This is a genomic window from Belliella calami (assembly GCF_022549695.1).
GTDB lineage: Bacteria > Bacteroidota > Bacteroidia > Cytophagales > Cyclobacteriaceae > Belliella > Belliella calami.
Window position 1 is genome coordinate 51,891 of the sequence record NZ_JAKZGS010000017.1, and the last position, 14,417, is coordinate 66,307.

The following is a 14,417-nucleotide window of genomic DNA, read 5'->3' on the forward strand; positions in this document are numbered from 1 at the left end:
TCATTTATCTTCTGAATATAAAACCTGATGGCCCTACCCCAGTTGGGATAGTTTTAACTTCAGCCCCACTTTGGTTGATGACTATGGCTGTCCCAGATCCTTGGAAACCATTGTTCTCAGAGAGGTAGATGTTTTTGTCAAAATTATCAAAACCAATTCCATAAAAACCATTTCCTTCATAAAAGGAGGCGTCAAGGACTTGGCCTGATGTGATTGATATTTTTGAAACAGCATCATTGTAATCTGGCCAGCCAGTAGAAGTGATGATGTATGCCTCCCCATTTTCTCCCAAAGTTAACTTTGAAGTTGTGTTTGAAATATTTATCTCGGTGGAATTTGTAATACTGTAATCAGTTTTGTTGATTTCATGGAAAAATATACCACTTGAACTCCTTGAGAAAAGTAGTAGTTTGTTATCATGTTCTATGAATCTGACCGGAGTTCCTTCAACGTCAATACTTCTGTTGACAGTATCAATTCCTATTCTCATTACATCTATTTTTCGAGCAGCAGAGCATACAATCAGCAAATCATTATTGATTTTATGAAAATTTTCAGGGCGACTCGATGTCCTTGATTTTTTAAACACGTCACCTCCTGAAAGATTATTCACAATGGCAACATAAGATTTTGGATTTGCAAAAGTAGCATCATAAGGGCCCCAATCTGCAATGTAGATTTTGTTATCAGCTACAATAGCTGACCTAGGAATGTTTAATTCCGGGTCATTGTCATCTACAGTATTGCCACCTACAGAACCTAGGCTTTGAAATGTGTTCTTATTGACAATTTCAACCTTCCCAGTATTTGAAACCAAATAATAATAATCTTCAAATTCAACAACATCCTGTACCAATCCCGCAAAAGGTCTATTGTTGACTTTTTCAAAAATATTCTGTTGAACGTCTCCTGTGTTGAAGTTGTAATGGCTGATATCTCCGTCACGGGAACTGAAGTTCCCTTCATTGATGATCAATAATCCCTTCTCATACTCGCCCAAAGGACGCTCGTCCCTACTGCTGTCACAAGAGTAGATGAACAATGAGAGGGCGAACAAATAGCCTAATAGTCTAAAATTTTTCATAGTGTTAAATTAATATTGATTAGATAATTTCTTCCGGGCATAGCTCTCAGTCTGAGAACCTGGTAGTCATTGTTTGTGATGTTATTTACTTGAAAGCCTATAACTGCATTTACTTTTGGAATGAATTCAAGTTTTTTGCTAAATCCGACATCCAAAAGCCCATAAGGCGCTACAGCCGACATATTGTCGGTGTTGATAAACCTTTCACCGATCCAATGTCCATTGACAAAAGCGGAATTGGATTTATAGCTAAGGCGGAGATTTCCCTGTGCTTTGTGCTTGGGTGTATAGGGAAGTTGGTTTCCTTGTGACCTGTCATTCTCAGATAAGGTGTTGAGGATCGTGGCGAGGGTATAATTGTAACTGCCATTGAATTCAGCTTGGATTTGATCAAAGGATTTCGTCACAGTGGCGAAGTATTCCAGTCCTTGATTTCTCACTTCCCTGATATTTTCAGGACTCCAAAAACCTCCTCTTGGTAGCCAAATGATCCAATTATCCACCCACATACTGTAAAGGTTAATTTGGTTGCTTAACCTGAATCCGTTGCTTGTATATTCTTGTTTGAATCCCAGCTCGGCACTGATACTCTCTTCGGATTCGATGTCTGGATTTCCTCCAGGTACCCAGAACCTATCATTCAGGGTTGGGATTTTGAAACTTCTAGATGCAGATGCATGGGTGCTCAAACTGTTATTATCATTTTTGAAAAATGTCCATTCCGAACCAATACTTGGGGTGAATGGAGCAAGATCACCATCGTAGATCATTTGTCTCAAATTCAAAGAAAATGCAATATTGGAAGCTGGAAGATAATTGATGGATTGATAGAGTTCAATTCTATCCTCAGTCGCTTCGTAGCTGCTTAGGTTCCCTCTTACATGATTGAATCTGATTCCAGACTTTGATTTGACTTTGGAGGAAATATTCCAATCCACATCAGTTGATAGCAGGTATTGGGAGGTTTTGTTGCTTCCACCATTGAAATTCAATTCATCTAGTATGACTCCTGTTTTGATGTTCCAGACAGTAGAAGAGGAGAATCTGTTATAGTCAACTACAGCTCTGAAATTTCTGTCTACCTGATGATCCTTGTCATTGGAACCCATGACAGGTTGGATTTGCCTGTCAGTATGATTCCACCAAATAGATGTACTGAGTTGCTGTTGCTCGCTGAGATTCCAAGCCAAATCCTGCATAGCACCGATTTGCTCAATTTCAGCATTTTTTTGTCTCTCCTCCGGACTTCCAGCTCTTGCGAGATTGTTGAATTTGAAGTTGTTTTTTGAGAAATTCCTATAAAACCGAGATCTGGTTGAGAAGTTTTTGTTCGAATACGCATATTCAACTTGCTGATTCCATCTGCCAAAACTCCCAAGCGTACTGAGGATTTTGGTTTGGTGTCCTTTGTTGAATGTGTTTTTGTTGTTGAGGTGAATGGCTCCTCCGATGGCATCTGATCCATACAGTGCACCACTGCTACCATAGTGAATGGTAGCTTCGTCAAATCCACCTACTGGCAAGATCGAAAAATCTGCCTGCCCAAGGGAAGGGCTGTTGATAGGAAGACCATTCCAAAAAACAGCATTGTGTCCAGCGGAAGTGCCTCTCATTGTCAGCGATGCCAGCATCCCCGGACCGTATTGTCTGAGGAACAAACCTGTTCGCTGTTGTAGCAATTCTGCCAAGGCTTGTCCTTGAAAATCCTCTAAATCTCTTGAATTCAAGGATTGTAGTGTTTGCCCAAAACTGTATTTCTCTAGTGGGGCAGAATAAACCTCCACCAACTTTAGCTCCACAGTGTCTTGGGGGGACAATAAAGAAGTTTCTACTCCAATCGAAATTGAAGTAGCACATAAGAGACTAAGAAATAGCAATGCCTTTGAAATTAAATAATGAAAACCGATTATTTAATTCAAGTCATTCGTGGAATAAAATTGAGAGAATGGATCATGTTTTGGATTCTGGGAGTCTTCGATTGCATACCAAGCGAATAAAGGGAACCAGAATCTAAGACATTTTCTTTTCATCTCAGCCTTTCACCCGAAAGCTTTGAATTTGATTTGAAGAGGCAGGTCTCCTGGCTTCCTTGAGCTTTCCGGCCTTCTCGTCCCGAAACTTCGGGGCAATGGCAATGGAGGTGGAAAGCTACTATCTCGATAAATTCCGAGATGAGGTTACAGTTGCGGGGACAGCTTTGGTATTTCACCAAATTCCCTTTTAATCCCGAGAGCCTGAATAAGGATCGGGAACCAATTCTGAGCGCAAACATAAGCAATCCAAACCTAGAATTTCAAATATTCTTTGGAATATTTATTTGATTCTGGAAATTGGCGCGGAATTATGAAGGTCTATTTAAAAAATCAGCTTTTTATTTCAAATTGCTTAAAAACGAATCCCATTTGTATCTTTGGAGCGAATTTTCATTCAATCTTCAAAATAAAATGCGACATTTCACCCTTTTCAAATCACATTTAATTCTCTTCATTTCTTTGTTTTTTCTTTTTTCTTGTACAGAAAGAAATAGTAATGGAATTGTGGATGTTGAAGTTTTGGGAAATTCATACGCTACAGGTTTTCAGGTTCTTAAAGGAGAAGGTTTTTGGGTTTTGGAAGTGACACAGGCATTTCCCGGGGAGCATGAACCATTCAGGTATTTGGTAATGGAGAATGAAAAAGCCCCTATTCCAGAAGGGGATTTTGATGCAGTAGTTACTTTGCCGATCGAAAAGGTTATTTTGACATCGACAACCCAAATTCCACATCTGGATCTTTTGGGTTGCACAGAAAAACTGGCAGGATTTCCCAATTTAAATTTAATTTCTTCAAAAAAAGCTAGGCAGAGAATTGGTGCTGGATTTGTAGAAGATCTTGGTTCAGGTGCACAGTCCAATGTAGAAATGATGATAGATTTGGACCCTGATTGGGTGATGATTTCTACCTTGGGAGAGGATCTTAAAAATATAGATTTGCTAAAAGCCGCGAAAATCCCTGCTTTGATCAATGGAGAATATGTAGAACAGCATCCACTTGGAAGAGCAGAATGGATCAAGTTTACAGGTGTTTTGTTGGGCAAATATGAGGAGTCCAAAGCTGTGTTTGAAGAGATCGAAAATGAATATTTGAAGGCATTGGATTTGGTAGCTAAAATACCTGAGGACACAAAACCATCAGTAATGGCGGGGGTGATGTATAAAGATATTTGGTATGTTCCCGGAAATGATTCCTGGGGAGCACAATTGCTCCAAGCCGCTGGAGGAAAGTACCTTTTCGAAGAGCAATCAGGCACGGGCAGTTCTCAGCTTAATTATGAATATGTTTTGGATAAGGCTCAGGAAGCTGATTTCTGGCTAGGAGCTTCTGATTTCGTTACTCTGGAAGCAATGAAAGGTGCTGATAGAAGATATTCGGATTTTGCTGCATTTCAGAATGGCAATGTTTATTCTTATACTTCCAAAAAAGGCGAGACAGGTGGAATAGAGTATTTTGAATTAGGATATATGAGACCTGATTTGATACTGAAGGATTTGATCAAAATCCTTCATCCTAGTGTTTTGCCTGAGTATTCTTTATATTTTTACTCAAAACTGAATGAAAAATAAGCCGAATTATTTCCTTCTGTTTTGTGTGGGGATCATAAGCTGCATAGTAGTGTTTTTGGTCAATTTAAGCATTGGATCAGTAAAGATTCCTGTGTCCGAGATCGGTTTGAGTTTTTTCGGAAATGAGTTTAGCAGAAAATCTTGGGAAATAATCGTGTTTGGCTACAGGATTCCAAAAGCATTTACGGCAGTTTTAGCGGGTATCACCTTATCCGTGAGTGGGCTGCAGATGCAGACTTTTTTCAGAAATCCATTGGCTGGACCATTTGTGTTGGGGATTAGTTCTGGGGCAGGATTGGGGGTTGCTTTATTGGTGATGGCAGGGTCGGCGTTTGGACTTAGCTTCTTCTCAGGAGGATTTGGGTTATGGGCTGTGGTGTTTGCGGCCTCAATTGGAGCTATTTTGGTACTTCTGTTGATGAGCTTGACAGCCTGGAGGGTGAAGGATAGCATGACATTGCTGATCGTAGGCTTGATGTTTGGGAGCTTGGCTGGCGCAATAGTATCGGTATTGTCATATTTCAGCGACGCCAATCAGTTGAAAGTATATACTGTCTGGTCTATGGGGAGTTTGGGAAGTACCCATTCAGGGCAATTGGAATTGTTTTTCTTTGCAAGCGTACTGGGGATCATCCCCGTCCTTGTATTCATAAAATCATATAATGCCATGCTACTCGGAGAAGCTTATGCAAAAAGTATGGGTGTCAATATCCATCGTTTAAGGTGGGCGATGATCATCAGTACGGGGATATTGGCAGGTTCGGCAACAGCATTTTGTGGACCGATTGCCTTTATTGGGATCGCGGTACCGCATATGGCTCGATTGATTTTCAAAACTGGAGACCATCGCATTCTTTTTCCTGCATCGGCATTGATGGGAGCGATAGTTTTGCTGATTTGTGATGCAATCAGCCAAATCCCTGGTTCTGCCCAGACACTTCCTATCAACGCAGTGACATCTTTGGTAGGTGCACCAATGGTGATTTGGTTGATTTTAAAAAGAAATTTCAGCAAAGAATTTTAATAGAAAGGTTTTGGGAGATAGGAAAATCATATTGAAATCAAACGGTCTGAATCTTGGGTACAAGAAGCAGGGTGAAAGCATAATCATTGCAGAAGATATAGATTTTGAGCTGAAAAAAGGAGCGTTGACTTGTCTCCTTGGGCCAAATGGTGTAGGGAAATCAACATTGATAAAGACGATTATGGGACAGTTGCCTGCACTGCAAGGATCTGTGATTTTGGACGATAGTCCTCTTGGAGATTATTCCCAAAAAGAGTTGTCAAAAAGAATAGCCGTTGTCCTAACAGATAAAGTGAGTTTGGGCAATGTGACAGTATATCAACTTGTTTCACTTGGGAGAATTCCGCATACTACTTGGCTGGGAAGCATGTCAAGTATGGACCATACGAAAGTTGAGAAAGCGATAGAGGTTACCCATATTCGCTATTTGAAGGACAAAGTGTTGAGCGAGTTGAGTGATGGGCAGCTTCAAAAAGTCATGATTGCACGTGCTTTGGCGCAGGATGGTGAGATATTGATTTTGGACGAGCCTACAGCACATTTGGACTTGATCAATAGATTTGAGATAATGCATCTCTTGAGAAAGATTGCAAAGGAAGAGAATAAGGCGGTATTGGTAGTGACTCATGATTTGGAGATTGCTATAGATACAGCAGATGAGTTTTGGTTGATGCAATGTGGTTTGCCTTTGGAGTGTGCCGCTCCAGAGGATTTGATTGTAAGTGGAAAAATAAACTTACTACTCCCGAGTGGAACCTTAAAATTCAATCCAATAACGGGAAAAATTCAAGATTCAACTCCCTATGATTATCCTATAATTCAAGGAGATGTAAAATTGACCAATTGGTTGAAATTGATCATCAGAAAAAACTCCTTAGTCTTCGATGAAGATTTGCAAGTGATTTCTATTTTAGAAAATCCATTTTTGATTAAGGTAAAGGGGGAGAAAAAAGAACAGAACTACAATTCCTTCAAGGCCTTTCTTGAAGATCTCTCTTAATTCAAGTATGTACATAGTACAATGAATGAAGTACCATGTACAAAGAATACTATCTACCCGCTTTTTTGCGTCAGCCAACATTCTAGCTTTCCAATTTGATAACCAACTGAAAGTAGTAAAATGTGCGAAGTACCATGTACAAAGAATGCTATCTACCCACTTTCGTGCGTCAACCAACATTCTAGCTTTCCAACCTTCCAACCTTCCGACCTTCCAACCTTTCAATCCCCCAATCCCCCAATCTTCCAATCTTCCAATCTTCCAATCTTAAAATCCCCCAACCCCCCCAATCCCCCAATCTTCCAATCTTAAAATCCCCCAATCCTCAACCTCCTCTCAGTAAAAGGCATCCTCAAATTGCCTAAAATTGATGTTTCCATTTCTGTCCTGATAAACACCTACGATATCAAATCGGATGTCTTTTTGCCAATCTTTCTCGTGGATGTAATGGTCAGCAGCTTTGATGATCAATCTTCTTTTGGTATAATCAACAAATTCTTCAGCATAGCCAAAACCTGTCCCACTTCTGAACTTCACTTCGACAAAAACCAACAAACCTTTGTGTTCAAAAATCAAGTCAATTTCTGCGTGGCTATGTCTGTAATTTGCTTCTCTAAAAGTATATCCTTTTCCAGATAACCAATCTTTTACAAGCTCTTCAGCCCGCTTTCCTTTTTCATTATGCTCTGCCATAATAATATTTGTTTAATTTTGAAAAATCATTTTAAAAATTCCCGAACCTGCCATTAGTTTGTCAGAACTGAATAGAGACAAATGGCGTTTGTCAAAGAAATAGCTGTAAATCGTGAATCAAATTATAAATAAAAAAGTAAAATTTCTAGACCTTGGTCTAAAGGATTATAAAGAAACTTGGGATTTTCAAGAAGAAATTTTTGCAAAAACCGTGGCTTTGAAAATTGAGAACAGAAAATTGGGTGATGTTGGACAGCAAATGACAGAAAATCACCTCTTTTTTGTAGAGCATCCACATGTCTATACTTTGGGAAAGAGCGGTGAGCTATCACACCTTCTTCTAGATGAAAAGGGATTGATAGAAAAAGGAGCTACATTCTACAAAATCAATCGTGGAGGAGATATAACCTACCACGGGCCGGGACAATTGGTCGGATATCCGATTTTGGATTTGGATAATTTTTTTACTGATATTCATAAGTATTTGAGGTTTCTTGAAGAGGCTGTGATCCTTACCTTGGCCGAATATGGGATTGAGGCAGGGCGAATTGATGGCTTGACAGGTGTGTGGTTAGACCATGTAGAACAGCAGAATCCGAGAAAAATTTGTGCACTTGGAGTGAAGTCCAGTAGATGGGTAACCATGCATGGTTTTGCATTCAATGTAAATGCTGATTTGGATTATTTCCGAAACATCGTTCCTTGTGGAATAGCTGATAAGGCAGTTACATCCATGCATTTGGAACTCGGAAGGAAAGTCGATGAAAAGGAAGTCAAGGAAAAATTGAAAGGACATATCGCTTCACTGTTTGAAATGAAGCTTATTGGTTAGTTTGGTAATTTATTTTATAGAAAATGAAAAAGGATATTGATTTTCATCCAGTCACAGGTGTGAAATTAGCCATTGCAAAAGAAGAAGTAAATGGCCAAACTGAATGGTCGGTTTATATCATCAATTTGAACTTGATAGAATTGAATACTGTCATGATCACTTCCAAAGGTTACGGAATAATTGATGGAGAAAAAAAGAAAACCTCGACTTTGCGTCACATGATTCAAGAACTAGGATCAGAGTCAGTAGCGAAAATAGAACCTATCGATCCAGCTGTGTTTGCATTGAACAATGAGTTTTGGGTTAGTTATTATATTTTAGATCAGATTTTCGACAAAAAGTTTATATTTACAGAAGGCAGCATGGATCCTTCGAATATCCGCATGATTCCTGAGCTTGGTCTCGAAGGTGTATTGCATAGATGATATGAACATGAATAATTTTTTGAGTGACTTGAGTGATATCCTGTTTTTGGATATAGAAACAGCTTCTTCTGAACCTTCTTTTGATGCACTACCTGAGAGAATTCAAGAAGAATGGATCAAAAAGGAAAAGATCATAAAAAAATCAGATGAAGAAATCGAATCTGGGAGTCTATTTTTTGAGAAGGCTGGAATATACGCTGAGTTCGGCAAGGTCATTTGCGTAGGTGTAGGATATTTCAAATTTGATAAGGAAACTGAAGGGCTGAGCTTCAGGACAAAAAGTTTTGCGTCGGACTCCGAATATGATGCTCTATTTGAATTTTCTGATTTGTTGCGAAAAAAGCAATGGATTCTTTGCGCACATAATGGAAAGGAATTTGATTTTCCCTACCTCTCCAGAAGGATTTTGATAAATAGAATTCCATTGCCTGAACCACTTCAGATGGCCGGCAAAAAGCCTTGGGAAATTCGTCATTTGGATACTTTGGAATTGTGGAAGTTCGGTGATTATAAGCATTACACACGTTTGGAACTTTTGGCAGCTGTTTTTGACATTCCCACTTCCAAAGAAGGGATTGATGGTTCCCAAGTGAATGATGCTTATTACAACCAAAATGACCTCCAAGCTATTCGTGAATATTGTCTCAGAGATGTCTTGGTGACAGCACAGATTTATTTGGCTTTCCAAGGTTTACCACCGGAAATTGAGTTTGAAATTATCAATTTGGATATTGAGCAGGAGTGATTTGATATTCATTTTTTACCATTCTGTCTACTAATAAGATCCATGTTATTTCAAAATTGTATTCATGTTATTTCAAAATTCAATCCGTGTTATTTCAAAATTGACACTATGTTATTTCAAAATTTAATCTGTTAAATCTCAAAGTTTGGAGTCTATTAATGTGATAATTCTCCTTAGGATTTTTTTAAGATTGTGGATAGTCAATTTTGTGCCTTACGAGGTGTGAATTCAAAATTGTTATTCTGTAATCGCAAGATTTAAGCTGTGTTAATTCAAAATAAATAGCATGTAAATTCAAAATTCAGTTTGTGTAATTTCAAAATTTTAGTCATGTAATTTCAAAATTAAACTTGTGTAATTTCAAAATTGATGTTAATTTTGAAATAAAAATAATGCTGATTAATAGGAGGATATATGATGCAGTAAAGGCAATGATACCAAAGTATCCCATCATCGATTTGACTGGTCCAAGGCAGTCGGGCAAGACTACTTTGTTGAAAGATTTGTTTCAAGGGTATCGGTATATTAGTCTTGAGAATCCTGACTATAGAAATTTTGCTGAGAAAGATCCAAATGGTTTTTTGGAAGAATATGATCATCAAGTGATTTTTGATGAAGTTCAAAGAGTGCCAGCACTTTTTTCATACATCCAAACAAAAGTCGATGATCATCCAGAGAGGATGGGCTCTTATGTGCTTTCGGGTTCGCAGAATTTTCATTTAATGCAAAATATTACCCAAAGTCTTGCAGGGAGGGTTGCTATTTTTAAACTATTTCCCTTGGATCATTCTGAGCTAAGTTCCGCAGGTTTATTGCAAGATGAGTTTTTGGATAATTTGGTCAAAGGATATTATCCAGCTATCTATCATAGAGATATTCCGACTAAGATATTTTACTCCAATTACATTCAGACTTATATCAATCGGGATGTGAGTGAATTGATTGCGATAAGAGAAATGCGCTTGTTTCAGAATTTCCTGTCCCTTTGCGCAGCAAGGGCGGGTCAGTTACTCAACTTAAATGCCTTGGCTAATGAGTGTGGCATCACACAACCTACAGCTAAAGCATGGCTTTCGGCTTTAGAGCAAAGCTTCATTACGTTTCAGTTGTATCCTTACTATAAGAATTTCAGTAAAAGAACATTGAAAACTCCAAAGCTGTACTTCTATGATACAGGATTGTTATGTCATTTGCTTAAGATTTCATCTGTTGAGAAGCTTTTGATTCATCCTATCAAAGGAGCATTATTCGAAAATATGATGATTGCAGAATATGTAAAGCAAATGCATCATTCCAATAATTTGGAAGACATTTGGTTTTGGAGAGATTCTGGGGGCAATGAAGTTGATTTATTGGTTGATGATGGATTGGATTTCAGTGTTTTTGAATTTAAGGCATCAAAAACGATCACCACAGATATGTTTGATGGTTTAAACAAGTTTGAGGAGATTTCAAAAATAGAAAGGATCAAGAAATCATTGGTATATGGAGGTAAAGACAGCCAAAATCGCTCTGCTGGGAAATTAGTTTCTTGGAGGGATTTTCCTGAATGGTAAATCCCTTGTGAGCGATGTTATTAAAATTTTAAATAATCCTAAATGAACCATTTTCAAGCATTTTTTTTTATTAACTTTATAGAATTGAAAGAAGAAGAGATGTTTTGAGAATAAAGCAGGAAATTAAGATAGATAATCCCCATTTTTCAGAAGGCAGAATCATCCACTGCCTCGAATGCTATAAGCACCCCCATTTTCATATCAATCAACCAAAAAAGTCTGGAAGTCCTGAATTCCAGAAATCATTATTAACAAATTAAGAAAAATATTAAAAACTCATTTTTATGGGAAGAAAATCAAATAATAGAGCCGGAAAAGGCAAAGCTAAAGGAGGAAAGGTAATGGATGCCGCCCAGTTAGCTAGAAAAGTATTGAACTTTTTGGATAATCATTTTGGAGAGGAATTCAACTCCAAGCAAATTGTAAAGAAGTTAGAAATCAGAGATTCAGTGGTCAAAGGCGGTGTAGAACCAATTCTACACAAGCTAGCTGCTGGAGGATCTATATCAAAATCACCTAGAAATTACTTTTCGTCAAATAAAGAGCCTGAATTTATAGAGGGCGTCGTGGATTTTGTAAACCCTCGGTTTGCTTATATTGTGGCGGATGCCAAGTATAAAGTAGAAGAGGATATCCTGATCAAAGAGGCAGATTTGAAAAATGCACTTGACGGAGACAGAGTCAGAATCATGGTTTATCCTCTAAAGGGAAATACTGGACGCATGGAAGGTAAAGTCCTCGAGCTTTTAGAAAGAAGTCGAGACGAGTTTGTTGGGAGAGTTGAGATTTCTCCTCGCTTTGCCTTTGTAGTTCCTGATTTCAAGAAAATGCACCATGATATTTTTGTGCATAAAGGAGACCTTGGAGGAGCAGAGCACAATCAGAAAGTTGTGATCAAATTTACAGAATGGAGAGAAGGAGATAAGAATCCTACTGGAAAGGTAACTCGGGTATTAGGGAAAGCAGGAGAACACGAAGTGGAAATCCATTCGATCATGGCGGAATTTGGACTGCCATTCGAGTACCCAGAAGATGTCACTGCAGAAGCGGAAGAAATCTCTGAGGAGATTTCTCAAAAAGAAATCAACAGCAGAAAGGATTTTAGAGGGATTACCACCTTTACCATAGATCCAGCAGATGCCAAGGATTTTGATGATGCTATTTCTTATAGAGTATTGGACAATGGCAATTTTGAAATTGGTGTGCATATCGCAGATGTCACGCATTATGTAAAGCCAAAAACAGGGTTGGAAAAAGAAGCTTACGACAGAGCCACTTCTGTGTATTTGGTAGATAGAACAATCCCGATGCTTCCAGAGCGCTTGAGTAATGGTCTCTGTTCCCTTCGTCCAAATGAAGATAAACTTACATTTTCATGTGTTTTTGAAATGGACGAAAATGCTGATGTTGTCAAACATTGGATAGGAAGAACTGTCATTCATTCCGACAGAAGGTTTGCTTATGAACAAGCGCAAGAGAATATTGACAATCAAGAAGGAGATTTCTTTGAAGAGTTGACTTTCTTGAATGAAATGGCAAAGAAACTTCGAAAAAGGAGATTTGACAAAGGTGCTGTGAATTTTGAAACAGTGGAGGTGAAATTCCAATTGGATGAAAAAGGCAAGCCACTTGGATTGTTTGTGAAAGAACGCAAGGATATTCATAAGATGATTGAAGAATTCATGCTCTTGGCGAATAGGACAGTGGCAGAATTTATCTTTGACAAAAACAAAGGGGCTGATACTTTTGTATATAGAGTCCATGATCATCCTGATTTGGAGCGATTGGAGACGTTTTCCAACTTTGCAAAGAAATTTGGTCATGAAATCAAAATTGGGGAAGGGAACAGGATTTCCAAAGCTTTGAATCAACTCATGGATGAGATCCAAGGGAAACCAGAGCAAAATGTTTTGGAACAACTTGCGATCAGAAGCATGGCCAAAGCGATCTACACAGTAGAGCCACGCGGTCATTTTGGTTTGGCATTTAAACATTATACTCACTTTACTTCCCCTATCAGGAGGTATCCAGATATGATGGTTCACAGATTGCTTCAGCATTATCTTGATGAAGGGAAGTCTCCTGAAGCAGAAGTATGGGAAGACAAATGTCTCCATTCTTCTGATAGAGAGAAAAGAGCTTCCAATGCAGAGCGAGCTTCTATCAATTACAAGCAGGTCGAGTTTATGGCACTTGCTGAAGATAAAGATTATGAAGGTATCGTAGTTGGGGTGACTGAGTGGGGTGTTTTCGTAGAAATTACCGAAACCAAATGTGAGGGTATGATCAGAGTTCAGGATATGAATGATGATTATTACGAATTTGATGAAAAAAATATGCGCCTCATTGGCTCGAAAAATAAAAAAATGATCACTTTAGGTGATAAAGTGAATGTCAGAGTAGTAGCTACTGACATAGATAAAAGAACAATAGATTTGGAATTTGCAGATAATGAATCAAACGACAAACCCCGTAAGCGTAAATAAGCTTTTACAAGATTTAGAGAATCATATTCAGGGATTCCAATATGGAAATTCCCCAGCTGAGTTATACGAGCCGATAAGCTATATAATGAGTCTTGGAGGAAAAAGAATCCGACCATTACTGACTTTGATGGCATATTCTCTTTATAAAGACGACTATGAATCGATATTGACACCAGCATCTGCTGTGGAGGTTTTTCATAATTTCACTTTGATGCATGATGACATTATGGATGATGCGCCCCTGAGAAGAGGGAAAGCCACGGTTCATGAGAAGTGGAATGCCAACACTGCAATCCTCTCTGGTGATGTAATGCTGGTCAAAGCTTATGAGATGTTGGTGAAAGTGTCTCCGGAAAAACTCCCAGAGATCTTGAGTTTGTTCAATCAGACTGCCGCTGAAGTTTGCGAAGGACAACAACATGATATGAATTTTGAGAAAATTGATGTGGTTTCCGAAGAAGATTACATTGATATGATCAGACAAAAAACAGCAGTTTTGCTAGGTTTTGCCTTGCAGTTTGGAGCTTTATTAGCTGATGCTTCAAAAGAAGAAGCACAAAAGCTCTATGACTTCGGTGTCAATATTGGTATAGGCTTTCAGCTGAAAGATGATCTTTTGGATGTGTATGCAGATCAAGCCAAGTTTGGGAAGCAAGTAGGAGGAGATATCATTTCCAACAAAAAAACTTTTCTACTTATTAAAGCAAAAGAGCTTGCTGAAGGTGAAGAAAAAAATGAATTGGAAAAATGGATTGCAAGAGAAGATTTTGATAAAGTTGAAAAGGTGAGCGCTGTCACTGAGATTTATGATAAAGTAGGGATTAAAACCCTTACAGAGTCAAAAATGCAAGATTATTTTAAGAAAGGATTTGATCAATACAACTCGCTTAGTGTCCCAAACCTTCTAAGTTTCAACATGCTTTTGGAATTGACCCAGGATCTTATTCACAGAGAGAAATAAATAGAATAA

Annotated in this window: 12 protein-coding genes and 1 riboswitch; of the genes, 9 read left to right on the forward strand and 3 right to left on the reverse strand. The window is 38.4% G+C overall.

Features of this window, described 5'->3' with window-relative positions:
* Positions 1-4 precede the first annotated feature (4 nt).
* Both MM236_RS16325 and MM236_RS16330 read right to left on the reverse strand, forming a co-directional pair.
* Positions 5-1,084 (reverse strand): YncE family protein, encoded by a 1,080-nt coding sequence (locus tag MM236_RS16325; protein ID WP_241276065.1) that lies wholly within the window; start codon positions 1,082-1,084, stop codon positions 5-7.
* On the reverse strand, positions 1,081-2,961 hold the full coding sequence (locus tag MM236_RS16330; RefSeq protein WP_241276066.1) for a TonB-dependent receptor: 1,881 nt from the start codon (positions 2,959-2,961) through the stop codon (positions 1,081-1,083). The genes MM236_RS16325 and MM236_RS16330 overlap by 4 nt, the downstream gene beginning before the upstream one ends.
* Before the next feature lie 176 nt (positions 2,962-3,137).
* Positions 3,138-3,356: riboswitch (cobalamin riboswitch) on the reverse strand.
* Positions 3,357-3,528: 172 nt separating this feature from the next.
* Here MM236_RS16330 and MM236_RS16335 point away from each other — a divergent pair.
* Genes MM236_RS16335 through MM236_RS16345 form a run of 3 tightly spaced genes read left to right on the forward strand, consistent with a single transcriptional unit; the run spans position 3,529 to position 6,710 of the window.
* On the forward strand, positions 3,529-4,686 hold the full coding sequence (locus MM236_RS16335; protein ID WP_241276067.1) for an ABC transporter substrate-binding protein: 1,158 nt from the start codon (positions 3,529-3,531) through the stop codon (positions 4,684-4,686).
* The gene (locus MM236_RS16340; RefSeq protein ID WP_241276068.1) at positions 4,676-5,710 is read left to right on the forward strand and encodes an iron chelate uptake ABC transporter family permease subunit; all 1,035 of its coding nucleotides are present in this window, start codon (positions 4,676-4,678) and stop codon (positions 5,708-5,710) included. The genes MM236_RS16335 and MM236_RS16340 overlap by 11 nt, the downstream gene beginning before the upstream one ends.
* 10 nt (positions 5,711-5,720) lie before the next feature.
* Positions 5,721-6,710: an ABC transporter ATP-binding protein gene (locus MM236_RS16345; RefSeq protein WP_241276069.1), complete on the forward strand. Its 990-nt coding sequence runs from the start codon at positions 5,721-5,723 to the stop codon at positions 6,708-6,710.
* Between the two features lie 336 nt (positions 6,711-7,046).
* On the opposite strand, the gene MM236_RS16350 is transcribed toward MM236_RS16345, so the two are convergent.
* Positions 7,047-7,403, reverse strand: a complete 357-nt coding sequence (locus MM236_RS16350) for a YraN family protein (RefSeq protein WP_241276070.1) — start codon at positions 7,401-7,403, stop codon at positions 7,047-7,049.
* A gap of 112 nt (positions 7,404-7,515) precedes the next feature.
* On the opposite strand from MM236_RS16350, the gene lipB reads away from it, so the two are divergent.
* The 6 genes from lipB (at position 7,516) to MM236_RS16380 (ending at position 14,408) form a co-directional block, all read left to right on the forward strand.
* Positions 7,516-8,235, forward strand: coding sequence for a lipoyl(octanoyl) transferase LipB (lipB, locus tag MM236_RS16355; RefSeq protein WP_241276071.1), 720 nt, complete (start codon positions 7,516-7,518; stop codon positions 8,233-8,235).
* Positions 8,236-8,258: 23 nt separating this feature from the next.
* Positions 8,259-8,660, forward strand: coding sequence for a hypothetical protein (locus MM236_RS16360; protein ID WP_241276072.1), 402 nt, complete (start codon positions 8,259-8,261; stop codon positions 8,658-8,660).
* A 7-nt stretch (positions 8,661-8,667) separates the two neighbouring features.
* Positions 8,668-9,405 carry a 3'-5' exonuclease gene (locus tag MM236_RS16365; protein WP_241276073.1) on the forward strand — a complete coding sequence of 246 codons (738 nt, stop codon included), beginning with the start codon at positions 8,668-8,670 and terminating at the stop codon, positions 9,403-9,405.
* A gap of 392 nt (positions 9,406-9,797) precedes the next feature.
* On the forward strand, positions 9,798-10,961 hold the full coding sequence (locus tag MM236_RS16370) for an ATP-binding protein (RefSeq protein ID WP_241276074.1): 1,164 nt from the start codon (positions 9,798-9,800) through the stop codon (positions 10,959-10,961).
* 284 nt (positions 10,962-11,245) lie between these two features.
* A complete protein-coding gene (gene rnr, locus MM236_RS16375) occupies positions 11,246-13,447 on the forward strand; it encodes a ribonuclease R (protein WP_241276075.1) in 2,202 nt (733 codons plus the stop codon).
* The gene (locus tag MM236_RS16380) at positions 13,413-14,408 is read left to right on the forward strand and encodes a polyprenyl synthetase family protein (protein ID WP_241276076.1); all 996 of its coding nucleotides are present in this window, start codon (positions 13,413-13,415) and stop codon (positions 14,406-14,408) included. The genes rnr and MM236_RS16380 overlap by 35 nt, the downstream gene beginning before the upstream one ends.
* Positions 14,409-14,417 lie beyond the last annotated feature (9 nt).

Coding starts and splice junctions, on each gene's coding strand:
- MM236_RS16325 (WP_241276065.1), bottom strand. CDS start 1,084: ATGAAAAATTTTAGACTATTAGGCTATTTGTTCGCCCTCTCATTGTTC.
- MM236_RS16335 (WP_241276067.1), top strand. CDS start 3,529: ATGCGACATTTCACCCTTTTCAAATCACATTTAATTCTCTTCATTTCT.
- MM236_RS16340 (WP_241276068.1), top strand. CDS start 4,676: ATGAAAAATAAGCCGAATTATTTCCTTCTGTTTTGTGTGGGGATCATA.
- MM236_RS16350 (WP_241276070.1), bottom strand. CDS start 7,403: ATGGCAGAGCATAATGAAAAAGGAAAGCGGGCTGAAGAGCTTGTAAAA.
- MM236_RS16360 (WP_241276072.1), top strand. CDS start 8,259: ATGAAAAAGGATATTGATTTTCATCCAGTCACAGGTGTGAAATTAGCC.
- MM236_RS16365 (WP_241276073.1), top strand. CDS start 8,668: ATGAATAATTTTTTGAGTGACTTGAGTGATATCCTGTTTTTGGATATA.
- MM236_RS16370 (WP_241276074.1), top strand. CDS start 9,798: ATGCTGATTAATAGGAGGATATATGATGCAGTAAAGGCAATGATACCA.
- rnr (WP_241276075.1), top strand. CDS start 11,246: ATGGGAAGAAAATCAAATAATAGAGCCGGAAAAGGCAAAGCTAAAGGA.
- MM236_RS16380 (WP_241276076.1), top strand. CDS start 13,413: ATGAATCAAACGACAAACCCCGTAAGCGTAAATAAGCTTTTACAAGAT.